Genomic DNA, 22,685 nt, shown 5'->3' on the forward strand with positions numbered 1-22,685 from the left:
TCGAGCCTACCAAAGGCTCAGTCGGCGACGATCTCGAGCAGCAAGTCACCGCCCTCAACGGGAGAGGTGGCCTTCACCGCAAGCCGCTGCACGGTGCCCGAGATGCCCGCCGTGATCGACGCTTCCATCTTCATGGCCTCGATCGTGGCGACGGACTCGCCCGCCTGCACCGTGGCGCCCTCCTCGACCTGGAGGGTGACCACGCCCGCGAAGGGGGCCGCAACGTGGCCCGGCTTGGAGGCATCCGCCTTCTCGGTCGCACGCGTTTCGACCTTGATGCTGCGGTCGCGCACGAAGACCGGGCGCAGCTGGCCGTTCATGGTCGCCATGACGGTGCGCATGCCCTTGTCGTCGGCGTCGCCGATGGCCTCGAGCCCGACATAGAGGCTCACGCCGCGTTCCATCTCGACGATGTGCTCCTCGCCCTGGCGCAGACCGTAGAGGTAGTCGACCGTGTCGACGACGGAGAGGTCGCCGTACTGCTCGCGCACCTCCGCGAACTGCGCGGCTGGAGCCGGGAACAGCAGCCGGTTGAGTGCCTGGCGACGTTCCCCCGAAGTGCCGTCGAGCGCGGCCGAGTCCTCCTCGGAGATGTCGGTGAGGCCGACGCGCACGGTGCGACCCTCGAGCACCCGGCTGCGGAAGGGTTCCGGCCATCCACCCGGCAGGTCGCCCAGTTCGCCCGCCATGAAGCCGATGACGGAGTCGGGGATGTCGTACTTCTGCGGGTTCGCCTCGAAGTCGGCGGGGTCGGCGTCAGCCGCGACCAGGGCGAGCGCGAGGTCGCCGACGACCTTCGACGACGGCGTGACCTTGGGCGGGCGCCCGAGCATGGCATTCGCCGCGGCGTAGGCATCCTCGATGCGCTCGAACTGGTCGCCCAGGCCGAGTGCGATCGCCTGCTGGCGCAGGTTGCTGAGCTGGCCGCCCGGGATCTCGTGGTGGTACACGCGGCCGGTCGGCCCGGCGAGGCCCGACTCGAAGGGCGCGTAGACCTCGCGCACGGCCTCCCAATACGGCTCGAGGTCCGAGACGCCCGAGAGCGAGAGGCCCGTGTCGCGGCCCGTGTGCGACAGCGCCGCGACGAGCGCCGACATCGAGGGCTGGCTCGTCGTGCCGGCCATGGGGGCGGATGCCACATCCACCGCGTCCGCGCCGGCCCTCGCGGCTGCGAGCAGCGTCGCGAGCTGGCCGCCCGCCGTGTCGTGCGTGTGCACGTGCACGGGAAGGTCGAAGCGATCGCGAAGCGCCGACACGAGGGTCTCGGCGGCACCAGCGCGAAGCAGTCCGGCCATGTCCTTGATCGCGAGGATGTGCGCGCCCGACTCGACGATCTGCTCAGCGAGGCGGAGGTAGTAGTCGAGCGTGTAGAGGTCTTCTGCCGGGTCGAGCAGGTCGCCCGTGTAGCAGAGGGCGACCTCGGCGAGCGTCGTGCCCGTCTCGAGCACGGCGTCGATCGCGGGGCGCATTTGGGAGACGTCGTTGAGGGCGTCGAAGATGCGGAAGATGTCGACGCCGGTCGCGGCGGCCTCGCGCACGAAGGCGTCGGTCACCTCGGTCGGATACGGCGTGTAGCCGACCGTGTTGCGCCCTCGCAGCAGCATCTGGATCGCGACGTTCGGCAGTGCCTCGCGCAGGGCCGCCAGTCGCTCCCACGGGTCCTCACCGAGGAAGCGGAGCGCGACGTCGTAGGTTGCGCCACCCCAGGCCTCGACCGAGAGCAGCTCGGGAGTAAGGCGTGCCACGTGCGGCGCGACTGCCACGAGGTCGCGTGTGCGCACGCGGGTCGCGAGCAGCGACTGATGTGCGTCGCGGAAGGTCGTCTCGGTGACGGCAAGCGCCTTCTGCTCCCGCAGCGCGGTCGCGAAGCCCTTGGGCCCGAGCTCGAGCAAACGCTGGCGCGAACCCGCGGGCGGCTGCTGCGTGAGGTCGATGCTCGGCAGCTTGACGATGGGGGCGGATGCGACGGGGGCCGCTCCGTTCGGCTGGTTGACCGTGACATCCGCGAGCCAGTTGAGGATCTTGGTGCCGCGGTCGCGCGAGGGGTGCGCGTGCAGGAGGTGCGGGCGCGTGTCGATGAACGCTGTGCTGATGTCGCCGGAGATGAACTCGGGGTCTTCCAGCACCGCCTGGATGAACGGGATGTTGGTGGAGACACCACGAATGCGGAACTCCGCAAGGCCCCGGCGCGCACGGCCGACCGCCGCCGCGAAGTCGCGGCCACGACACGTCATCTTGACGAGCATGGAGTCGAAGTGGGGGCTGATCTCGGAGCCCGTCGCGACTGTGCCGCCGTCGAGGCGGATGCCGCCGCCACCCGGCGAACGGTAGGTCGTGATCTTGCCAGTGTCGGGGCGGAAGCCCTGCGTCGGGTCCTCGGTCGTGATGCGGCACTGGAGTGCCGAACCGTGGAGGCGCAGCTCACCCTGCGTGAGCTTCAGCTGCTCGAGGGTCTCCCCCGCCGCGACGCGCATCTGCGCCTGCACGAGGTCGACATCCGTGACCTCCTCCGTGACCGTGTGCTCGACCTGGATGCGCGGGTTCATCTCGATGAACACGTGCTGGCCCGCGCGCTCCCCCTCGGTGTCGAGCAGGAACTCGACTGTGCCCGCGTTGACGTAGCCGATCGACTTCGCGAAGGCGACCGCGTCGCGGTAGAGCGCCTGCCTCGTGGCCTCGTCGAGGTTTGGCGCCGGAGCGATCTCGACGACCTTCTGGTTGCGGCGCTGGATCGAGCAGTCACGCTCGAAGAGGTGCACCGTCTCACCCGTCGTGTCGGCCAGGATCTGCACCTCGATGTGGCGCGGGCGAAGCACGGCCTGCTCGACGAACATCGTGGGGTCACCGAACGCGCTGTCTGCCTCGCGCATCGCCTCTTCGAGCGCGGGCCGAAGCTCTTCGCGCGTGTTGACACGGCGCATTCCGCGGCCGCCGCCACCCGCGACCGCCTTGGCGAAGACGGGGAAGCCGATCTCGTCAGCCGCAGCGACGAGCACGTCGATGTCGGTCGTCGCGGGCGACGAGGCGAGCACTGGCACGCCCGCCGCGATCGCGTACTCCTTGGCGGTGACCTTGTTTCCCGCCATCTCGAGCACGCTGTCGCCCGGGCCGATGAAGGTGATGCCTGCGGCCGCCGCCTCGCGCGCCAACTCAGGGTTCTCGGAGAGGAAGCCGTAGCCCGGGTAGATGGCGTCGGCGCCGCTCAGCTTCGCGACGCGGATGATCTCGGAGACATCAAGGTACGCGCGAACCGGATGCCCCTTCTCGCCGATCAGGTAGGCCTCGTCAGCCTTCTGACGGTGCAGCGACCCCCTGTCTTCGTAGGGGAAGACCGCGACGGTGCGCGCCCCCAACTCGTAGGCCGCTCTGAAGGCCCTGATGGCAATTTCGCCACGGTTGGCCACGAGAATCTTGGAGAACATCCTGCCCCTTTCGCCGCACCCGCGCGGCACTGCACCCGATCACGACCGAGCGCAAAACACGAAGCGTGCCGGTGCGTCGGTAGTGGATGCGTCCAGACTACTGAAGGTAGAGTCTGCTGTTGTGCATGTACTCAGCGTGAGCTCCCTCAAGGGGGGCGTCGGGAAGACCACTGTCACGCTTGGCCTCGCATCTGCGGCGTTCGCCAAGGGGCTGCGCACCCTCGTCGTCGACCTCGACCCTCAGTCGGATGTCTCGACCGGCATGGACATCAACGTCGTGGGCCGGCTCAACATCGCCGACGTGCTCGCCTCCCCCAAGGAGAAGATCGTCAGGCAGGCGATCGCGCCGAGCGGCTGGACGAAGGGTCGCCCCGGCAAGATCGACGTGCTGATCGGAAGCCCGTCGGCCATCAACTTCGACGGACCACACCCGAGCATCCGGGATATCTGGAAGCTTGAGGAAGCGCTCGCGAATGTCGAGGACGACTACGACCTCGTGCTGATCGACTGCGCCCCCTCGCTCAATGCCCTCACCAGAACGGCGTGGGCCGCGAGCGATCGCGTGACGGTCGTGACAGAGCCAGGGCTCTTCTCGGTCGCCGCTGCCGACCGCGCGCTCCGTGCGATCGAAGAGATTCGACGTGGACTGAGCCCCCGGCTGCAGCCCCTCGGCATCATTGTCAACCGTGCCCGCGTGCAGTCGCTCGAGCACCAGTTCCGCATCAAGGAGCTACGGGACATGTTCGGCCCCCTCGTGCTGAGCCCCCAGCTGCCAGAGCGGACCTCGCTGCAGCAGGCCCAGGGAGCCGCAAAGCCGCTCCACATGTGGCCCGGCGAGAGCGCACAGGAGATGGCGCGCAACTTCGATCAGTTGCTCGAGCGCGTCATGCGCACTGCCGGCTTGGTCTGACTCGCCGGGTTTCGGTACGGCCCTGACGGGCGTACTCAACCCGCGGAGCAGAGCGGCGTCAGGAGGCCTTGGTAGCGCGGCGAGCGGCGAGCTCGTCCATCGCCTCGGGCTTGTCGGTCTCGAGCTCCACAAGGCTCGTCTCGACCTCGCGCAGTACCTTGCCGACCGCAATGCCGAAGACGCCCTGGCCGCGGTTCACGAGGTCGATGACCTCGTCATTCGACGTGCAGAGGTAGACGCTTGCGCCGTCACTCATGAGGGTCGTCTGGGCGAGATCGTTGACGCCCGCCTCACGAAGCTGGTTGACAGCCGTGCGGATCTGCTGCAGCGAGATGCCCGTGTCGAGGAGTCGCTTGACGAGCTTGAGCACGAGGATGTCGCGGAAACCATAGAGGCGCTGCGACCCCGAACCGGCGGCACCGCGAACGGTCGGCTGCACGAGCTCGGTGCGGGCCCAGTAGTCGAGCTGGCGGTAGCTGATGCCGGCGGCGCGAGCCGCGACGGCACCGCGATAGCCGGAGGCGTCGTCGAGGTCGGGCAGGCCATCGGTGAAGAGGAGTCCGAGGTCGTAGCGAGACTCTTCGTTCCGATTGCTGAGTTCGCTCATCTCGCTGTGCCTTCCACGATGGGTCTTGAATGCCTCATGCCGCCGTCACGGCGGCAGATCAACTTTCAACGTGAGGTTGAAGTTGATCTTGCACCAACGCTACGAGCACTCGGGGTGATTGTTCGGCATTGAGCCGTGTCACCCGCGGCGTGTCGTCGCGGAGGCGGATGCGCTGACCCCAGCTTACGGGTCGAGACGCGAAAGCGCACCGCGAATGAGGCTGCTGCGCACAACCTCCAGCTGTCCCGCGATCTCGCGAGCAAGCTCGCTCGCCTTGGCCCGGCTGGAGGCGTCCTTGCGCCGAGACACGGGCATGAGCGCGCTCTCGATGAGACCCAACTCGCGTTCTGCGGCGGCGCGGAACCCCCTGAGGTGGCGCGGCTCGATGCCCGATCGCTTGAGCTCCACAAGGGCCGTGAGCACCCGGAGTGCGTCTTCTCCATAGACGTCTGCCGCGACAATGAGCGACGACGAGACAGCATCGGAGAGCAACTGGGGTGTCGCGCCGGCCTCCCGCACGATCTCCTCGCGGCTGAAGCGACGCTCAGTCGACAGCATTGAGGGCGCCGGCGTGCCCGGTACGCCGGGGAGTTCGGGCTGGCGCCCCGCATCGAGGTCGTCAAGGTAGCCCTTGATGACCTTGAGCGGCAGGTAGTGGTCGCGCTGCATCGTGAGCACGAGGCGAAGGCGCTCGACATCGTCGTGCGAGAACTTGCGGTAGCCCGATTCGGTGCGGGCCGGTGAAACGAGGCGCCGCTCCTCGAGGAAGCGCAGCTTCGAGGGCGTGAGGTCGGGAAACTCTGAGGTCAGGCGGGCCAGGACCTGCCCGATGCTGAGGAGCGGAGCGGAGGAACCGGTGAGCGCCCCCTGCGCCTCGGGAAGGACCTTGACCTGGGCCGCGGCCCGGGCCACTAGCTCCCCGCCCGCGACGCGAGGTCGACGCGCGAGGCGTAGAAGGTGAGCCGGAACTTGCCGATCTGGACCTCCGAGCCATCCGTCAGCGCGGCCGAATCGACACGCACGCCGTCGAAATAGGTGCCGTTAAGCGAGCCGAGGTCGCGGATCTCGAACGAGCTTCCCGTGCGCACGAACTGCGAGTGCTTGCGCGACACCGTGACGTCGTCGAGGAAGATGTCGGCATCCGGGTGCCGACCCACGGTCGTGAGGTCGGAGTCGAGCAGGAAGCGAGCGCCGATGTTTGGGCCGCGCCTGACGATGAGGAGCGCGGAGCGCGACGGCAGTGCGCCCACTGCCTCGAGTTCCTCCGGCGTGACATCTCCGCTCAGGGCAGCCAACTGGGACTCGAACTCGGGACCGAAGTGCGCGGTCGTGTCGACCGTGCTGGCCTCACGCTGCTGCGGCGTGACGGCAACCGTGTCACTCGAGACGGGCTCGGGCCGCACCTCCGGCGAGGGAGCGGGACGACCGGCCTTCGGGTCATGCGGCGACGGCGTCGAATCGACCATGTGAACCTCCCTAGCTCGTTAGCGTCCCAGCGTATCGGATTCCGGCAACTCGTCGGGAGTCGAATTTGCCGTGAGCCGAGCGGCCTGCCGGGCATAGACGATGGCGGCCCACCAGTAGATGAACGCGCCCCACAGTCCGAAGGCCCAGCCGAGCGGATCTGCGATGGGCGCGGCCACGGGGATTGCCTGCCCCAGCATGAGGAGGGGGAAGGCGTAGAGCAGGCAGAACGTCGCGAGCTTGCCCATGTGATGCACGGGCAGTGGCCCGTACCCGTGGTTGGCGAGCACGACACCGACCGCGAGCAGGAACACGTCGCGGGCCACGACGACGGCGACGAGCCACCACGGCAGCACGTCCCTGAGCGCGAGCCCGAGGAGCGCGGCGAAGATGAAGAGCCGGTCGGCCGCCGGGTCGAGGACCTGTCCCAGCTTCGTCATCTGGTTGAAGCGACGCGCGATGACGCCGTCGAGGTAGTCGGTGATGCTCGAGATCGCCAGGACGACGAGTGCCGCGACGTCGTCGCCGCGGGCGACGAACACAAGGAAGACCGGCACCATGAGCAGCCGCAGCATGCTCAGCACATTGGGGACCGTGAACACGCGACCCGAGACGGAACCGCTCGACACATCCTCCACAGCTCCGAGTCTACCGAGTGCGGCAGGCACGATCAGGGCAGGTGCCGGTGGGGCGACGGATGCCACGGCACGCCAGCAAACAGCCGGGGACGCTCAGGCCCCCGGAGTACGCTCGAGGGCATGTCGTGCATCCGTTTCAACACTCCAGCCCAGAGGGAGGCGATGCGAGAACTCGCCCCCGCCATGCTCACCGCTGAAGAGGCGGCCCGACTGCACCCGGCTCCCCCCGTGACGGCGAGCAAGCTTCGCCGCCTGCGGCTGCTTGCCAAGGACCCGAACCCGCGCATCCGCGAGAGTGCCGCGAGCAACTACAACACCCCGGAGGACGTGCTCGCCGAGCTCGCGCGCGACCCCGATGAGAAGGTGCGCGAGAGTGTCGCCCGCAATGAGCGCGCATCGTGCGAGGTGCTGCGCAGCATGGCCGAGGACCCCTCCGAACAGGTGCGCGGATGGCTCGCCGTCAACTACCACGTGCCCGCCGACGTCATGCACCGACTCTCAGCCGATCCCAGCGACACGGTGCGCAAGCTCGTGCGTTGGAAGGGCTCCCTCGTCGACGCCTGAGCGCAGCCGCCAGCAGACGAGTGCCATCGAGACGCAAGTGGTTCGGGATCGCGAGGATCATCGCCGCGATCACGGCCATCGTCGCGCTCATCGGTGATGTGAACTTCACGATCGGCACGAGCCCCTTCGCGATCGGCAACTTCTTCAGCTACTTCACGGTGCAGAGCATGATGCTCGCCGTCATCGTGTTCTCGACCGCGGCGGTCATCGCGCTCAGGCAGCCCAGGGATCCCGTGTGGCTCGACCAGGTGCGCGCGCTCGTGACGACCTACGTCACGGTCTCGGGGATCGTCTTCGCCGTGCTGCTGGTCGAGGGCACGACGCGGGGGGTTCCCGTGTGGGCGCCGTGGTCGAGCCAGATCCTGCACTTCGTGCTGCCCGCCTATGCCCTGCTCGACTGGTGGCTCGCGCCCGGCAGGGAGGTGCCGTGGAAGACCCTCGGGATCGTCATGCTGTTTCCCGCAGTGTGGGTCATCTACACGATGATCCGCGGGTCACAGGTCTATTGGTATCCCTACTTCTTCCTCGACCCTGCCCTCGTCGAGATCCCGTTCGAACTCGCGCTCTACCTGCTCGCGATCGTCGCGGTGTTCTCGCTCATCGTCGCGCTGCTGATCGCGCTCAGCCGTCGACACCATCCGAGGGGCCCGGTGACACGAGCGACGGGTCGAGGAACGGTTCGAGGCTCGCGAGCGCCGCGTCGAGGAACTCTTGGTCGGAGTACTCGGCGAGTCGGGCCGCAGCCTCACCGCCCGTGAGGCCCACGAGGATCGGCTCCCCCGTCGAGGGCATGAGATTGATCCAGAGTGGGAAGTCGGAGTCGCCGTCGACGACGCTCCAGCGCGTGGCATCCGTCGACCAGAAGGGCTCATCGAAGCGGATGACGACCCGCTCGTGCAGGCCCATGCCGAGCGCGCTGATGGCGCCGCGGTGCTCGAAGGGAAGCGGCGGCTCGAACTCGATCGCGCCAGCCTTGAGCACGCCGAGGGGCACGGTGACGACGACGCGCTCGGCCGAGTAGGACTCCCCGCGCGCAAGCCGGAGGCTCACGCCCCGCTCGGTCGTCGTGATGTGCGAGACGGTGCTCGAGGGCAGGATGTCGATGCCCTCGAGTTCGCCCGCGACCAGGTCGTCGAAGGCCCCCACGACGAGGGAGTCACCCTCGCGCAGTGCGAGCACCGGCTCGGAGAACCACGACGACAGCTCGTCGGCGTCGGCACCGGATGCGAGCACGACGTCGGACAGGACGTAGTTCTCGAGCAGGTCGGCCTCGGAGACGCCCTCCGGCGAGGCCGCCTGGCTCACGTCGCCCTCCCCCGACTCCACGATCGCATCGGCGATCGATAGGTCCGAGAGCTGGCCGGCCGCCCATTCCCGCGCCGACTCCAGCGCGTCGGCAGGAGCCTCGGAGGGCTCGACGACCGCGCCCGCCCGCGTGCGCCGCTCGACCGACGCCGCGATCGGCACGGTCTCGATCCCGGCATCCGTCAGCGACATCGAGACGGAGTTCGACCGCGGGTCATGCACGAGCGCCGCGCCCAACTCGACGGGGAACGGCCACTCCTCGCCCGACACGGAACGGATGCGCCCGCCCGCACGTTCGCGCCCCTCGATGACGACGACATCAAAGCCCGCATCCGTCAAGATTCTCGCGGCGGTTGCCCCCGCGAGGCCCGCGCCCACGACCGCGACCCGCTCGCCGGGTTCGGCCCGCAGGAGCACGTCGCTCGCCGCGCGGCGGCCCGAGGCGCGCGCACCCTGCACCGTGCCGGCCCCCACGGCAGCCGTGTGCTCGCCCGCGAAGAAGATGCGGCCATCGACGGGCTCGCAGAGCACCGTGCGGTGCTCGGGGGTCGCGCCGACCGGGAGGTAGCTCACGGCACCCAGGGTGAAGGCGTCGCCGCCCCAGTTGCTGCGCTCGAAGGCGCTCGGCTGCGGGATGTTCGACCGCGTCGGCGGCACGCTCGGCGTCGGCTGCGGCTCGGCCTCGGTGCAGGCCGCGACGGCAAGCATGGTCAGCCCGGAGACCGAGCCGACGATGAAGGATCGCCGCGTGATTGACATCGTGGGTCACTGTATCGCCGGAGTGCGGGAAGCTCCAGCGAGGCACGCGGCTACGCTGGCATCGTGGAGGCAACGAGTGCGCGCGTCGACAGCTGGCTGTGGGCCATCCGCGTCTACAAGACACGATCGGCCGCGACATCCGCCTGCCGTGCCGGCCATGTGAGGGTCGGCGGCGAACGGGTCAAGGCGGCCCAGGCCGTGCGCATCGGCGATGAGGTGCGCGTGCGCATCGCCGGCTTCGACCGCACCTTCATCGTGCGCAGGCTCATCGCGAAGCGCGTCGGGGCGCCCGAGGCGGCCACTGCCTACGACGAGACGACGCCGCCTCCCCCGCCGAGGGAGGAACGACCGCTGGCCCCGGTGCGCGACCGCGGAGCCGGGCGCCCCACCAAGCGGGAGCGCCGCGAACTCGAGCGGCTGCGCGGCCGGGGCCAGGATCAGCGCGAGGACGAGGTCTAGCTGGGAGCGACCGGGGTGCGCTCCGGGAAGACGTGCGGGTGGTTGCCCGCGATCGTCTCCAGCACGCGGATGACCTGGCGGCTGTAGCCGAACTCGTTGTCGTACCAGACGTAGAGCACGAGGTTCTTGCCAGTGCTGAGCGTCGCGAGGCCGTCGACGATGCCGGCGCGGCTCGTGCCGACGAAGTCGGAGGAGACGATCTCAGCCGACTCGACGTAGTCGATCTGCTGGCGGAGCACCGAGTTGAGGGCGAGGTCGCGGATGTAGTCGTTGACCTCCTCGCGCGGCGCCTCCCGGTCGAGGGTGAGGTTGAGGATCGCAAGCGACACGTTGGGGGTGGGAACGCGGATCGCGTTGCCCGTCAACTTGCCCGCGAGCTCGGGGAGGGCCTTCGCGACGGCCTTCGCCGCACCGGTCTCGGTGATGACCATGTTGAGTGCGGCCGAACGGCCACGACGGTCGCCCTTGTGGAAGTTGTCGATCAGGTTCTGGTCGTTCGTGAAGGAGTGCACCGTCTCGACGTGGCCGTGCACGATGCCGTAGGCGTCGTTGACGGCCTTGAGCACGGGGGTGATGGCGTTCGTCGTGCAGGATGCCGCCGAGAGGATGAGGTCGTCATCCGCGATCGTGTCGTGGTTGATGCCGTGCACGATGTTCTTGATCTCGCCCTTGCCGGGCGCCGTGAGGAGCACGCGCGAGGCGCCGGGGCTCTTGAGGTGCTCCGAGAGGCCCTCAGCGTCGCGCCAGCGGCCCGTGTTGTCGACGATGACGGCGTTCTTGATGCCGTAGGCCGTGTAGTCGACCTCGGAGGGGCTGTTGGAGTAGATGAACTGGATCAGGGTGCCGTTGGCGAGGAGCGTGTTGTTCTCCTCGTCGACCTCGATCGTGCCCTCGAAGGGGCCGTGCACCGAGTCGCGGCGCAGGAGGCTCGCGCGCTTGATGAGGTCGTTCTCCGAGCCCTTGCGCACGACGACCGCACGGAGCCGCAGGCCGGTCGAGCCGCCGCCCTGGTGGGCGATCAGGATGCGCGCCAGCAGGCGGCCGATACGACCGAAGCCGTAGAGCACGACGTCGACGGGCTCGGCATCCTCGTCGGTGCTGTGGCCGACGACGGCCGCGAGTTCACGACGGAGGAACTCGGTGAGGTCGCCACCCTCCTGCTGGTGGCGCAGGAGCAGGCTCGCGACATCGATCGACGCGGGGCCGAGGTCGAGGGTCGTGAGTGCCTCGATGATGGGAAGGGTCTCGGTGACGGAGAACTCGGTGCCCTGGCGCGTGAGGTTGTGTGCCTTGAGCACGCCGATCGCCGACTTGTTGATGAGGCGGCGACCGTGGATCGAGGTCACGACGCCGTTCTCCCGATAGAGCCGTCCGACGAGGGGGATGATTGCCTCGGCGACCGTCTCGCGGTCGCTCCAACTGTGCAGGTACTGGTCGGACGAGTGGCCCATGGGGATCCTTTCAGGCGTGCGAACGTGGGGCGGCCCCACGGCCGTTGAACCCCGCGCAAGTCTACCCGGATCCGGGCGGTATTGATCTTTGCTCAGTTGACCTCGGCGGTGCCTGTAAGGCGTGTATCGACGACGGCGAAGGCGTGGCCGGGAAGCTCAAGCGCGCCGTCATCGCGCGCGGTCGCGTCATCCGTCTCCCGCGCGGCGAAGGCCAAGACCACCTCGCCGGTAACGGGCAGCTCGCGAGGCTCGGACGCCAGGTTGATCGCCACGGCGAGGCCGCCGCGATGCATCACGAGCCAGCGGCCCGCGGGGTCGAACTCGACACGAGTGTGCGTCATGCGGGGGTCGCAGAACTCCGGATGCGCGCGGCGCAGCCCGGCAAGGTCACGGTAGAGCGCCAACAGGCGGGCATGCTCGGGCTGCTGCAGCTCATCCCAGCGGAGCTTCGAACGCTCGAAGGTCTGCGGGTCCTGTGGGTCGGGCACGAGCGACTCGTCCCAGCCCATGCGGGCGAACTCGGCGATGCGCCCCTTGGCCGTCGCCTCGCCCAGCTCCGGCTCGGGGTGTGACGTGAAGAACTGCCACGGGGTCGAGGCGCCCCACTCCTCCCCCATGAAGAGCATTGGCGTGAAGGGGCCGAGCAGGGTCAGCGCGGCCGCGATGCCGAGCTGGCCGGCGTCGAGGTGCGCCGTGAGCCGATCACCCGTCGCGCGGTTGCCGATCTGGTCGTGGTTCTGGTTCGCGACGACGAGACGCCAGCCGGGCATCCGCTCGACATCGACGGGACGCCCGTGCGTGCGCCCCCGGAAGGATGACCAGGTGCCGTCATGGAAGAAGCCGCGTTCGAGCACCTTCGCGAGGGCGTCGAGTGGCTCGAAGTCGGCGTAGTAGCCGCTCGTCTCCCCCGTCAGCGCGACGTGGACGGCATGGTGGAAGTCATCGCTCCACTGACCGTCGAGGCCGAAGCCGCCCGCCTCGCGCGGCGTGATGAGCTTCGGATCATTGAGGTCGGATTCGGCGATGAGCGAGAGCGGGCGGCCCTCCGCAGCACTCAACGCCGCGACCTCGACCGCCATCTCCTCAAGCACATGGACGGCACGGGAGTCGACGAGCGCGTGGACGGCATCGAGCCGCAGCCCGTCGACGCGGTAGTCGCGCAGCCACATAAGCGCGTTGTCGATGATGAAGCGGCGCACCTCGTCAGAGCCGTCGCTGTCGAGGTTGACCGACGAGCCCCAGGTGTTGCCGCGCCCCTCGCTCAGGTAGGGGCCGAACTCTGGCAGGTAGTTGCCGCTCGGGCCGAGGTGGTTGTAGACGACATCCTGAATGACCCCGAGGCCCCCGCGATGGCACGCGTCAACGAAGCGCTGGTAGGCGGCCGGACCGCCATAGCCCTCGTGCACCGCGAACCAGCCGACCCCGTCGTAACCCCAGTTGTGCGTGCCGTTGAAGGCGTTGACGGGCAGCAGCTCCACGAAGTCGACGCCGATCGACACGAGGTGGTCGAGCTTGCCGATCGCCGCGTCGAGGGTTCCCTCGGGCGTGAAGGTGCCGAGGTGGAGCTCGTAGATGACGGCGCCGGCGAGTCGGCGGCCCGTCCACGCGGCATCCGTCCACTCGTGCTCGGCGGGGTCGAATCGGCGCGAGAGGCCGTGCACGCCCTCGGGCTGGTGCCGCGAGCGCGGATCGGGGAACGGCCCCCTCCCGTCGATGCGGAAGCCATAGTCCCGCGCGTCGACGGGAGATGACGGATGCCACCACCCGCCATCTCCGCGCCGCATCGTGACCCTGCCGCCCGGGTGCACGAGCTCGACCGTCTCGGCCTTTGGTGCCCAGACCGCGTAGGTCATGACTGTTCCTCCCCCGTGGCCGGTCGCAGGAGGGCGACCGGGTAGTCAGCGAGCAGTTCGGCGAGCTGCACGGTACCGCCGTGCTGCGTGCCCGTGAGCTCGTCCACGAGCCCTGCAGGAAGCTCGATCGTCGTGTCTCGCCAGCCGCCCGCTGCCTCAAGGCCGAGGGGCAGGCGGGTGACAACCGTGATGGCGCCGCCCCGATCGAACGCGACGACATGATCGGCCGCGGACCCCTCGGCCCTGAGGGCCGTGTAACCGTCGAAGAACTCGGGGTGGTCGCGCCGAAGCCTGATGGCGCGCGAGGTGACGAGGAGCTTCGCGGCGCCGGTCTCGTCGATGGGCGGGCGCCAGCCCTCGTCGAGCCGCTTGAGGAGGACGCGGCGCTCGTCGAAATCGACGGGACGCCGGTTGTCGGGGTCAACGAGCGAGGTCTCCCACAGCTCACTGCCCTGGTACACGTCGGGAACACCCGGCATTGTCAGCTGGAGCAGCTTGGCCGAGAGCGCATTGATGCGACCGGGCCCGGTGAGTCGCTCGACGATGCCGTCGAGCACGCCCGCGATCTCGGCATCGTCGAACGCGGCGTCGACAAGCGCGTGCATGGCGGCTTCGAACTCCTCGTTCGGTGCCGTCCACGTGGTCGAGCTGTTCGCCTCTCGGCTCGCCTTCTCGGCGTAGGCGTGCAGCCGTTCGCGCGACGCCGGCCACGCGCCCACGATGGCCTGCCAGAGCAGGTTCTCGAAGGGCGGGTCGCCGAGAGGCCGAAGCTCGCGTAGGCGCGAGAGCGTGGCATCCCACTCCCCCGGGATCTCCGCGATGACGTCGATGCGTGCGCGCACGTCTTCCCCGCGCTTGGTGTCGTGCGTCGACAGGGTCGTCATGGACTGCGGGTGCGACGCCAGCCGCCACAGCTGGCGCGCGTGGAACTCGCCAACCGAGACCCTGAAGTGGCCGGGGTCGCCGCCGACCTCGGCGAGTGACGTGAGCCGGCTGTAGCGGTAGAAGGCCGTGTCTTCGACGCCCTTCGCCATGACCATGCCCGAGGTCTGCTGGAAGCGCACGGCGGCCGGATGCTCGGGATCGCCGAGCACGGGAGCGAGTGAGTCGATCGCATCCGCGAGGTCCGGGCGACGGCGACGGGCCTCCGCGAGCGCCGCCTGGAGATGCTCGCGTCCCGTCGGAAGATAGGAGCGGTAGACGGGGAAACAGGTGAGGACCTCGGCGATCGCATCCGGATCCGACCCCGGGATGAGGCGCGCGAGGCGAAGCACCTCCGAGCGCAGGATGCCGTCAGCAATGCCGCGTTTCCCAGTGTGGACGAGTTCCTCCCACTCCACGTGGTTGCCTCGCAGCCGGGCCTCGAGCGCGTCGAGGGGCGCCTGCCCGCGCGGGTCGACCAGGACGCGGTCGATCTCGCCGAGCGCGTCGTAGCCCGTCGTGCCGTCGACGGGCCACTCGGGCGGCAGCGGCTCGTCGCCCTCAAGGATCTTCTCTACGAGCAGCCAGGCATCGCCCGTCTCGCTCCGCAGCCGCTCGAAGTAGCCGAGTGGGTCAGCGAGCCCGTCGGGGTGGTCGACACGGAGGCCGTCGACGAGGCCGTCGCGCACCCAGCGCAGGATCTCGCGGTGTGACTCCTCGAAGACCCACGGCACCTCGACGCGGATGCCGGCGAGCGTGTTGACGCCGAAGAAGCGGCGGTAGTTGAGCTCGCTGTCGGCGCGGGTCCAGTGCACGAGTTCGTAGTGCTGGCGCGCGTGCACCTCGGCCGGGTCGTCACCCTCCGTGCCGGGCGCGATCGGGTATGCCTGCTCGTGATAGCGCAGGAGCCCGCCCTCGATCGTGAGCGCATCGACGCCGTCGTCACCCAGCACAGGAAGACGGATGCGACCACCCGCCGCGTCCCAGTCGACGTCGAAGGCCTCGGCGTAGCGGGAGTCGCGCCCGTGCGTGAGCAGGTCCCACCACCAGGGGTTCGCGCGGGCGGTCGCCACGCCCACATGGTTGGGGACGATGTCGACGATCAGCCGCATGCCCCTGGCCGCGGCATCCGTCGCCAGGTCGGCGAGCGCATCGGGCCCACCGCGGCTCGGGTCGACCGTGCTGTGGTCGATGACGTCGTAGCCGTGGTCGGAGCCCTCCTCAGCGACAAGCAGCGGCGAGAGGTAGAGCCAGTCGACGCCGAGCGCGTCGAGGTAGTCGAGGATGCCCCGCGTCGCCTCAAGGTCGAAGCCCGGCCGCACCTGGATGCGGTAGCTGGAGGCGGGCCGCGGCATCATCGTTCCACCAGCGGCAGTGGGCCGGTCGCGTTCGCCGCGAGGGATGCCGCAACCGAGTGGTCTTCAACGACCTCCGGTTCTGACCAGGCACGCATGACGACGAGCGAACGCGCTGCGATCGTCTGCCGCGCACCCGCGGGCCGCGCCACGGTGTCAACCTCCTCGCCTGCCGTGTCGACGACGATCTCCCACTGCGGCGAGTACTCATCGGGCGGCAGCACGACCTCGACGTCCTCCGGCGCCGCGTTGAAGTAGACGAGGAAGTTGACGTCGGTCACCGGTCGGCCACGCGCATCCCGTTCCCGAATGCCGAGGCCATTGAGGAAGACGCCGACGCTGCGGTTGAGCTGCTCATCCCAGTCCTCGGGCTGCATGGGCTCGCCCTCTGGCCCGAACCAGACGATGTCGGGCACCGGCTCCCCCTCACCGCGGCGCACCGGCCTGCCATGGAAGAAGCGGCTGCGCCGGAAGACCGGATGATCGCGTCGCAGTCGCGAGATCGCGGCCGTGAACGCGACGAGCGGCTGGTCGGCGTCATCCCAGTGCATCCAGGTGAGCTCGGAGTCCTGCGCGTAGCCGTTGTTGTTGCCCTGCTGCGTGCGACCCATCTCGTCGCCGTGGGAGATCATGGGCACGCCCTGCGAGAGGAGCAGTGTCGCGAGGAAGTTGCGCTGTTGGCGCGCCCGCAGGCCGAGCACCTCCGGGTCATCCGTTGGCCCCTCGACCCCGCAGTTCCAGGAGCGGTTGTGCGATTCGCCGTCGTTGTTGTCTTCGCCGTTGGCCTCGTTGTGCTTCTCGTTGTAGGAGACGAGGTCGGCGAGGGTGAAGCCGTCGTGCGCGGTGACGAAGTTGATGGATGCGACGGGGCGGCGACCCGAGTGCTCATAGAGGTCGGCCGAGCCCGTGATGCGGGAGGCGAACTCGCCCAGCGTCGACACCTCCCCGCGCCAGAAGTCGCGCACCGTGTCGCGGTACTTGCCGTTCCACTCGGTCCACTGCGGCGGAAAGTTGCCGACCTGGTAGCCACCCGGGCCGATGTCCCAGGGCTCGGCGATGAGCTTGACCTGCGAGACCACGGGGTCTTGCTGCACGAGCTCGAAGAACGACGAGAGTCGATCGACGTCGTAGAACTCGCGGGCGAGGGTCGCCGCGAGGTCGAAGCGGAACCCGTCGACATGCATCTCGGTGACCCAGTAGCGCAGCGAGTCCATGATGAGCTGCAGCGACGCCGGCTGGCGCACGTTGAGGCTGTTGCCGGTGCCCGTGTAGTCGGTGTAGTAACGCTTGTCGTCTTCTTCGAGCCGGTAGTAGGTCTCGTTGTCGATGCCCTTGAAGCTCAGCGTGGGGCCCAGGTGGTTGCCCTCCGCTGTGTGGTTGTAGACCACGTCGAGGATGACCTCGATGCCTGCCGCGTGCAGGTCGCGCACCATCGCCTTGAACTCCTGCACCTGCTGGCCGGAGTCGGAGGATGCATACTCGCTGTGCGGCGCGAAGAAGCCGATCGTGTTGTAGCCCCAGTAGTTGGAGAGGCCCTTCTCCTGCAGCGTGCTGTCGTTGATGAACTGGTGCACAGGCATGAGTTCGAGGGCCGTCACGCCGAGGCGCTGCAGGTGCTCGATGACGGCCGGGTGGGCGACGCCGGCGTAGGTGCCGCGCATCTGCTCCGGGATCTCCGGATGCAGCTGGGTGAGGCCCTTCACGTGCGCCTCATAGATGACGGTCTCGCTGTAGGGCGTGCGGGGGTGGCGGTCGCCCGTCCAGTCGAAGTAGGGGTTCGTGACGATGCTCAGCATCGCGTGCGGGGCCGAATCGTCATCGTTGCGGCTGTCGGGCTCACCGAAGTTGTAGGAGAAGAGGGCCTGGTCCCAGTCGATCGCGCCGCACGTCGCCTTGGCGTAGGGGTCGAGCAGCAGCTTGTTGGGGTTGCAGCGTTGGCCCTGTGCGGGGTCCCACGGCCCGTGCACACGGTATCCGTAGCGCTGCCCCGGCTGCACCTCGGGCAGGTAGCAGTGCCAGATGTAGGCATCCACCTCGCGCATCTTCACGCGGGTCTCGCCCCGCTGCTCGTCGAAGAGGCAGAGTTCGACGACATCGGCGACCTCGCTGAAGAGCGCGAAGTTGGTGCCACTGCCGTCGTACGTCGCGCCAAGGGGGTATGCCGTTCCGGGCCAGGTTTCCATGCGCTCACGGTATGCGGAACCCGGCGCCAGCCACAGGTGCGCCCCGTTAAATCTCACTGCTCAAGTCTTGGAGCAGCGCGAATCCGGGACGGTCAACGGATGCGGCGGTCGCCGAGAGCATCACCGCGGCCGTGCCCGCCTCACGGTCGAGCCCCATCCACGTGCGGAAGCCGCCCGTGCCGCCGTTGTGCCACGTCACCTGGCGACCGTTCGCCTCAAGGGTGATCCAGGCGGCGCCGATGCGCATGCCGCGGCTCATCTCCGTGACGGGATCGAGGGCGGCGACTGCGGGTGCCGTGCCGTCGAGCAGGGCGGATGCGAAGCGAGCCATGTCTCCAACGGTCGAGCGGATGCCACCGGCCGGGGCCAGGTCCTCACCCGTCCACGGCTCCATGGCCCGGCCGCGAGCGCTGCGACCCTGAATGTCGACGGCGTCGAGTTCCTTGGCGGAGGCGGGCACGGTCCAGGACGTGAGGCCGAGCGGACTCGCGATGCGGTCGCGCACGAGCGCGGGGTAGCTCACGCCCGCGGCCGCGGCGAGCGCGTGCCCCAGCAGCTCGAAACCGAGGTTCGAGTAGCTCACGCGAGGCGAGGCTTTGACCTTCGCCTCCCGCGCGGCCGCCAAGAGCGCCTCAAGCGACTCGCCGTAGGGATTCTTGCCGTGACGCGTGAGATCCCAGGACTTGCGCCACACGTGCGCCATCGCGAGTCGGGGCAGGCCGGAGGTGTGGGTGCTGAGCGCGGCGAGCGTCGCGCGGGCGGCAGGAGAATCGCCGAGGTCCAGCAGTTCTCCCACCCTCGTCGCCGGGGAGACCTCGCCGCGCTCGACGGAGTCCACGTAGAGCAGGCCCGTCACCCCCTTCGAGATTGAGCCGATCTCGTAGCGCGAGTCCAGCCCCGTGCCGAGCGCCGCGACCCTGGTCTCGCCGCGCGCGACCGTTGCCGCCGCCGCGACGGGGTGCACACGCCCGAGGCGCGCACGCAGCAGCTTTGCGAGGGAGCTGTCGCCCCTGGCATCCGTCTCGCTCATCAGTAGATGAAGATCGGGAGGAAGGAGCGGTCGTGCGCGTGCACGAGCGCGAGGAACAGCACGAGGTCGAAGAGCAGGTGCACCGAGACCACGTAGGTGAAGGACTTCGTGAGGCGGAAGGTGTAGCCCTGCAGGAGCGCGAAGGGGAAGGTCAAGAGCGGACCCCACGCCTCGTAGCCGATCTCCCAGAGGAACGAGGAGAACATCACCGCGGTCAACACGTTTGCGATCCACACGGGGAAGTGCCGAAGCAGCAGGGTGAAACAGGTGCAGATGAAGAACAGCTCGTCCCAGATGCCGACGGCGTTGACCCCGACGAAGAGGCGCCAGAAGATCGTCGTGTCGCTCGAGGCATCCGGCCAGTTCTGGTAGACGTCGGTGCTGATGAGGTAGACCGGCAGGATCAGGTAGCCGAGGATTACGACGCCGGGCAGGTAGAGCTTCGCCGCGAGCGACCACTTCTGGCCCGTGAACATGGGGAAGCGGATGATTCGCTCGCGATAGATGTAGCGGTCGATGACCCACGGCACGATCACGGCGAGCGCCAGCGCCGCCCCCATCGCCGCCATGTGCCCGAGGCTCAGGTCGGCGTTGAGCGGAACCGTGCTGATGATGAGCAGGCCCGCCGCGATGAGGGCAAGATGCTTGAGCAACTGCCGGTCGATCCCCATCGCGAGCAGGAGACCGACGGCAAGGGTCGCATAGCCGAAGGGCGTCTGGATGCCGAACAGCAGCAGCGCGGAGACCGACACGAGGGCGGTCGGCAGCAGCTTGCGTGCGTAGGCGGTGGGCGGGGCGGCGGTCGCGTCGCTCGGGGTCACTCCCCAAGCATGCCCTATCGGTGTTGCACCGCGTCAGCCCTTGATGCCCGTCGTGGCGATGCCCGAGACGAAGTGCTTCTGACCGATGAAGAAGACGATGATGATCGGCAGGGTCGTGATGACGCTCGCGGTCACGAGGATCTCCCAGTGCCACTCCCCGCCGAAGCCGTACTGGTCGACGAGCGCCTTGAGCCCTCGCGGCACCGTGAAGGTCGCGGAGTCGCGCAGGTAGATGAGGCCGCGCATGAGGTCTCCGGGCGGCCTCCGCCTCGAAAAGGAGGGTGATCGCGAGCACGGGCTTGCAGAGCGGGAGGGCGACGCGCGTGAAGATCGACCAGTTGTTGGCCCCGTCGACCTTCGCATCGCCCGTGCCGGTCGCGCACGCCGTGAGTGCCAGTCCGGCCACGACGAGTGCTGCTGCTGATGTACGAATGCTGCGCATGGGGCTCTCCAGCGCTCACAGGACGCCCACGTCGCTGTGGGTGCCTCGCCATCGGTTCGTGCACACACCGTACTGCCCCCGTTCGGGGGACACTCGCGGCAAGTTGCGCACGTTTCTGGCGTCTCGCGGCCGGCGCCCTGGCGACACGCCGTCGAGCAAAGAACACGTTTGCGTTGTTCGAACATATGTTCGAAACTAAGGGCATGACGATGCTCGCCGACCCTCGGACCTCCGCTCCTGCGGAACGTTCGAGTGTGCAGGAGGAGTTGCAGGCGCGCATCCGTCAGATGCAGTCGAATCGTCTGCCGGAACGCACGCTTCCCATGCTCGACGGCCTGCGGGCTGTCCTCCCGAGCGGCCTGCGCGCTGGTGCCACCTACTCCGTCATGGGGTCGACGAGCCTCGCCCTTGCCCTGCTCGCCGGCCCCTCACAGCAGGGTGCCTGGTGCGGCGTACTGGGCCTCCCCCACCTCGGCACGGAGGCTGCCGCGGGGCTCGGCATCGATCTCGACCGCCTCGTGCTCGTGCCGCAGCCGGGCGGGCAGTGGCTCACGGTTGCGGCCGCCATGGCCGATGTGCTCGGCGTCATCATCGCGGCACCCACCCGCGTGGCCCCCAGCGAGGCCTCACGGCTCGCCGCCCGGCTGCGCCAGCGGGAGAGCACCCTCATCATGCTCGGGCCCTGGCCACAGGCCGACGCCGTACTGCACGCCACCGAGAGCGGCTGGACGGGGCTCGGCCGCGGGCACGGCCACCTCACGGCGCAGCGCCTCCGGGTCGAGACCACCCCGCGCGGCGGGCGGGCCCGGGCCCGCGTCATCACGCTCGACCCCACCGCACGCAACGCGGATGCGGATGCGACTGGCACGCAGGGCCCATCCGTCCCCCGGCTGCAGCTCGCTCCCCACCTGGCGGGATGACGATGGAGACGATCGTGCGCGCCATGGTCATGTGGTTTCCCGACTGGCCCGTCGCGGCAGCGCGCAGCAGCGAGGGCCTTCCCCCGACCGCCCCTGTCGCGATCATCGACAAGGGAATCGTCATCGCCTGCTCCGCGGAGGCACGCGCAGAGGGCGTCAAGCGGGGGCTCCGCGTGCGGGAGGCGCAACTGCGCTGCCCCACCCTCACGGTGCACCCCCACGACCCCGACACCGATGCCCGCACCTTCGAACCCGTCATCGCCGCGATCGAGGAGACCATCCCGGGGGTGCAGCTCATCCGCCCTGGGCTGTGCGCCGTGCGGGCACGCGGGGCGGCCCGCTACTACGGCGGGGAGCAGCAGGCCGCCGACGCCGTGCTCGACCGCATGCTCCACGACGGCAGGCCACCCGCCGTCATCGGCATCGCCGACGGCAGGTACACGGCGGAACAGGCCGCACTTCACGCCCTCCCGGGCGCCACCGGCCGCGCCGTGCACATCGTTCCGCCCGGCGGGTCACCCGCCTTCCTCGCATCCCTCCCCATCGAAGCGATCGACGCGCCCGAACTCGCTCCCCTGCTGCGCCGCCTCGGCGCGCGCACCCTCGCCGACTTCGCCGCGCTCGACCCCGGCGATGTGCGAGCGCGTTTCGGCGAAGCGGGTGCGGCGGCCCATGAACGGGCTGCGGGGGCCGACCGGCGAGCGGTGACCCCGCGCATCCCGCCCCGCGACTTCGATTCCGCAGTCGACTTCGAGCCGCCCCTCGACCGTGTCGACCAGATCGCCTTTGCCCTGCGCACGGTCGCCGAACGCTTCGCGAGCGGCATCACGGATGCGGGACTCGTGTGCACGGGCATCCGCGTCACCGTCACGAGTGACCGGGGCGGCAGCTCTGAGCGGGAATGGAGCCACCCGCGCTACTTCACCCCCGCCGATCTGGTCGACCGGGTGCGCTGGCAGCTGCAGGGCTCGGGCGGAGTGGATGCGGGGCTCGACTCCCCCATCGCGCGCGTCGTGCTCTCCCCCAGCCAGGTCGACGCGATCGCCAACCACGAGGAGGGGCTGTGGGGCCGCAGCCCCGACGAGCGCATCCACCACGGGCTCTCCCGCATCCAGAGCATGCTCGGCCACGAGGCCGTGCTCACGGCCGTGCCCGGCGGGGGCCGCCTGCTCGCGGAGCGGCGGGTGCTCGTGCCCTGGGGCGACGCACCGCCGGCGCGCGAACGACTCGCCGCCGACCGACCCTGGCCCGGCAGCCTGCCCGACCCCGCGCCCGCGACCGTCTACGACCCGCCCCGCGATGCGCGCGTGCTCGATGACGCCGACGCTCCCGTCGATGTCGACCGGCGCGGCCGCCTGAGTGCCGAGCCCGCCTGGCTCGACCTGCCCGACGAGCAACACCACCGGCAGCGCCGCATCGCCGCGTGGGCCGGCCCGTGGCCGCTGCGGCAGCGCTGGTGGGACCCGAGCAGGGCTCGGCGCATCGACCGGTTCCAGTTGCTTGACGACAGAGGCGAGGGCTGGCTGCTCCTGCTGGAGCAACAGCACTGGCGGGTCGAGGCCCGCTACGACTGACCGTCAT

The 22,685-nt window shown here is 69.1% G+C and carries 18 protein-coding genes and 1 pseudogene; 6 read left to right on the forward strand and 13 right to left on the reverse strand.

What is annotated here, in order from left to right:
• Positions 1-17 precede the first annotated feature (17 nt).
• Positions 18-3,422, reverse strand: a complete 3,405-nt coding sequence (locus ACIQK7_RS12565) for a pyruvate carboxylase (RefSeq protein ID WP_403025389.1) — start codon at positions 3,420-3,422, stop codon at positions 18-20.
• Positions 3,423-3,543: 121 nt separating this feature from the next.
• On the opposite strand from ACIQK7_RS12565, the gene ACIQK7_RS12570 reads away from it, so the two are divergent.
• Positions 3,544-4,332 carry a ParA family protein gene (locus ACIQK7_RS12570; protein WP_403025391.1) on the forward strand — a complete coding sequence of 263 codons (789 nt, stop codon included), beginning with the start codon at positions 3,544-3,546 and terminating at the stop codon, positions 4,330-4,332.
• A 58-nt stretch (positions 4,333-4,390) separates the two neighbouring features.
• Here ACIQK7_RS12570 and ACIQK7_RS12575 read toward each other — a convergent pair whose 3' ends face one another.
• The 4 genes from ACIQK7_RS12575 to ACIQK7_RS12590 all read right to left on the reverse strand — a co-directional run bounded on the left by ACIQK7_RS12575 (position 4,391) and on the right by ACIQK7_RS12590 (position 7,041).
• Positions 4,391-4,939 carry a MerR family transcriptional regulator gene (locus ACIQK7_RS12575; RefSeq protein ID WP_147721062.1) on the reverse strand — a complete coding sequence of 183 codons (549 nt, stop codon included), beginning with the start codon at positions 4,937-4,939 and terminating at the stop codon, positions 4,391-4,393.
• Positions 4,940-5,122: 183 nt separating this feature from the next.
• Positions 5,123-5,770 (reverse strand): MerR family transcriptional regulator, encoded by a 648-nt coding sequence (locus ACIQK7_RS12580; protein WP_403025712.1) that lies wholly within the window; start codon positions 5,768-5,770, stop codon positions 5,123-5,125.
• Between the two features lie 80 nt (positions 5,771-5,850).
• Complete coding sequence (locus ACIQK7_RS12585) at positions 5,851-6,405, reverse strand: FHA domain-containing protein (protein WP_403025393.1); 555 nt, start codon at positions 6,403-6,405, stop codon at positions 5,851-5,853.
• Between the two features lie 18 nt (positions 6,406-6,423).
• Positions 6,424-7,041, reverse strand: a complete 618-nt coding sequence (locus ACIQK7_RS12590) for a CDP-alcohol phosphatidyltransferase family protein (protein ID WP_403025396.1) — start codon at positions 7,039-7,041, stop codon at positions 6,424-6,426.
• A gap of 120 nt (positions 7,042-7,161) precedes the next feature.
• Between ACIQK7_RS12590 and ACIQK7_RS12595 the strand changes: the two genes are divergently transcribed.
• Together ACIQK7_RS12595 and ACIQK7_RS12600 are read left to right on the forward strand one after the other, a co-directional pair.
• The gene (locus ACIQK7_RS12595; protein ID WP_325208848.1) at positions 7,162-7,605 is read left to right on the forward strand and encodes a HEAT repeat domain-containing protein; all 444 of its coding nucleotides are present in this window, start codon (positions 7,162-7,164) and stop codon (positions 7,603-7,605) included.
• A 170-nt stretch (positions 7,606-7,775) separates the two neighbouring features.
• A pseudogene (locus ACIQK7_RS12600) lies at positions 7,776-8,174 on the forward strand (Pr6Pr family membrane protein); the annotation flags it as partial.
• A 52-nt stretch (positions 8,175-8,226) separates the two neighbouring features.
• Here the strand turns inward: ACIQK7_RS12600 and ACIQK7_RS12605 are convergent.
• A complete protein-coding gene (locus ACIQK7_RS12605) occupies positions 8,227-9,669 on the reverse strand; it encodes an FAD-dependent oxidoreductase (protein ID WP_403025399.1) in 1,443 nt (480 codons plus the stop codon).
• Between the two features lie 63 nt (positions 9,670-9,732).
• Between ACIQK7_RS12605 and ACIQK7_RS12610 the strand changes: the two genes are divergently transcribed.
• On the forward strand, positions 9,733-10,128 hold the full coding sequence (locus ACIQK7_RS12610) for an RNA-binding S4 domain-containing protein (protein ID WP_403025402.1): 396 nt from the start codon (positions 9,733-9,735) through the stop codon (positions 10,126-10,128).
• On the opposite strand, the gene ACIQK7_RS12615 is transcribed toward ACIQK7_RS12610, so the two are convergent.
• The 7 genes from ACIQK7_RS12615 to ACIQK7_RS12645 all read right to left on the reverse strand — a co-directional run bounded on the left by ACIQK7_RS12615 (position 10,125) and on the right by ACIQK7_RS12645 (position 19,988).
• Positions 10,125-11,579 carry a glyceraldehyde-3-phosphate dehydrogenase gene (locus ACIQK7_RS12615; protein WP_403025405.1) on the reverse strand — a complete coding sequence of 485 codons (1,455 nt, stop codon included), beginning with the start codon at positions 11,577-11,579 and terminating at the stop codon, positions 10,125-10,127. The two genes, ACIQK7_RS12610 and ACIQK7_RS12615, sit on opposite strands and share 4 nt — an antisense overlap.
• A gap of 92 nt (positions 11,580-11,671) precedes the next feature.
• Positions 11,672-13,432 (reverse strand): malto-oligosyltrehalose trehalohydrolase, encoded by a 1,761-nt coding sequence (treZ, locus tag ACIQK7_RS12620; RefSeq protein WP_403025407.1) that lies wholly within the window; start codon positions 13,430-13,432, stop codon positions 11,672-11,674.
• Positions 13,429-15,708: a malto-oligosyltrehalose synthase gene (gene treY, locus ACIQK7_RS12625; RefSeq protein WP_403025410.1), complete on the reverse strand. Its 2,280-nt coding sequence runs from the start codon at positions 15,706-15,708 to the stop codon at positions 13,429-13,431. Before treY ends, treZ begins: the two co-directional genes overlap by 4 nt.
• The gene (gene glgX / locus ACIQK7_RS12630) at positions 15,708-17,891 is read right to left on the reverse strand and encodes a glycogen debranching protein GlgX (RefSeq protein WP_403025413.1); all 2,184 of its coding nucleotides are present in this window, start codon (positions 17,889-17,891) and stop codon (positions 15,708-15,710) included. Before glgX ends, treY begins: the two co-directional genes overlap by 1 nt.
• Positions 17,892-17,937: 46 nt before the next feature.
• A complete protein-coding gene (locus ACIQK7_RS12635) occupies positions 17,938-18,921 on the reverse strand; it encodes a serine hydrolase domain-containing protein (RefSeq protein ID WP_403025416.1) in 984 nt (327 codons plus the stop codon).
• Positions 18,921-19,742 (reverse strand): CPBP family intramembrane glutamic endopeptidase, encoded by an 822-nt coding sequence (locus ACIQK7_RS12640; RefSeq protein WP_325208855.1) that lies wholly within the window; start codon positions 19,740-19,742, stop codon positions 18,921-18,923. Before ACIQK7_RS12640 ends, ACIQK7_RS12635 begins: the two co-directional genes overlap by 1 nt.
• A gap of 33 nt (positions 19,743-19,775) precedes the next feature.
• On the reverse strand, positions 19,776-19,988 hold the full coding sequence (locus tag ACIQK7_RS12645) for a hypothetical protein (RefSeq protein WP_403025419.1): 213 nt from the start codon (positions 19,986-19,988) through the stop codon (positions 19,776-19,778).
• A 399-nt stretch (positions 19,989-20,387) separates the two neighbouring features.
• On the opposite strand from ACIQK7_RS12645, the gene ACIQK7_RS12650 reads away from it, so the two are divergent.
• Both ACIQK7_RS12650 and ACIQK7_RS12655 read left to right on the forward strand, forming a co-directional pair.
• Positions 20,388-21,104, forward strand: a complete 717-nt coding sequence (locus ACIQK7_RS12650) for a hypothetical protein (RefSeq protein WP_403025421.1) — start codon at positions 20,388-20,390, stop codon at positions 21,102-21,104.
• Positions 21,101-22,678: a DNA polymerase Y family protein gene (locus ACIQK7_RS12655; protein ID WP_403025423.1), complete on the forward strand. Its 1,578-nt coding sequence runs from the start codon at positions 21,101-21,103 to the stop codon at positions 22,676-22,678. Before ACIQK7_RS12650 ends, ACIQK7_RS12655 begins: the two co-directional genes overlap by 4 nt.
• The last annotated feature ends 7 nt before the right edge of the window (positions 22,679-22,685 follow it).

It is taken from the genome of Salinibacterium sp. GXW1014, assembly GCF_044769865.1.
Taxonomy (GTDB): Bacteria; Actinomycetota; Actinomycetes; order Actinomycetales; family Microbacteriaceae; genus Homoserinimonas.

Coding starts and splice junctions, on each gene's coding strand:
- ACIQK7_RS12565 (WP_403025389.1), bottom strand. CDS start 3,422: ATGTTCTCCAAGATTCTCGTGGCCAACCGTGGCGAAATTGCCATCAGG.
- ACIQK7_RS12575 (WP_147721062.1), bottom strand. CDS start 4,939: ATGAGCGAACTCAGCAATCGGAACGAAGAGTCTCGCTACGACCTCGGA.
- ACIQK7_RS12585 (WP_403025393.1), bottom strand. CDS start 6,405: ATGGTCGATTCGACGCCGTCGCCGCATGACCCGAAGGCCGGTCGTCCC.
- ACIQK7_RS12595 (WP_325208848.1), top strand. CDS start 7,162: ATGTCGTGCATCCGTTTCAACACTCCAGCCCAGAGGGAGGCGATGCGA.
- ACIQK7_RS12605 (WP_403025399.1), bottom strand. CDS start 9,669: ATGTCAATCACGCGGCGATCCTTCATCGTCGGCTCGGTCTCCGGGCTG.
- ACIQK7_RS12615 (WP_403025405.1), bottom strand. CDS start 11,579: ATGGGCCACTCGTCCGACCAGTACCTGCACAGTTGGAGCGACCGCGAG.
- treZ (WP_403025407.1), bottom strand. CDS start 13,432: ATGACCTACGCGGTCTGGGCACCAAAGGCCGAGACGGTCGAGCTCGTG.
- treY (WP_403025410.1), bottom strand. CDS start 15,708: ATGCCGCGGCCCGCCTCCAGCTACCGCATCCAGGTGCGGCCGGGCTTC.
- glgX (WP_403025413.1), bottom strand. CDS start 17,891: ATGGAAACCTGGCCCGGAACGGCATACCCCCTTGGCGCGACGTACGAC.
- ACIQK7_RS12635 (WP_403025416.1), bottom strand. CDS start 18,921: ATGAGCGAGACGGATGCCAGGGGCGACAGCTCCCTCGCAAAGCTGCTG.
- ACIQK7_RS12645 (WP_403025419.1), bottom strand. CDS start 19,988: ATGCGCGGCCTCATCTACCTGCGCGACTCCGCGACCTTCACGGTGCCG.
- ACIQK7_RS12650 (WP_403025421.1), top strand. CDS start 20,388: ATGACGATGCTCGCCGACCCTCGGACCTCCGCTCCTGCGGAACGTTCG.
- ACIQK7_RS12655 (WP_403025423.1), top strand. CDS start 21,101: ATGACGATGGAGACGATCGTGCGCGCCATGGTCATGTGGTTTCCCGAC.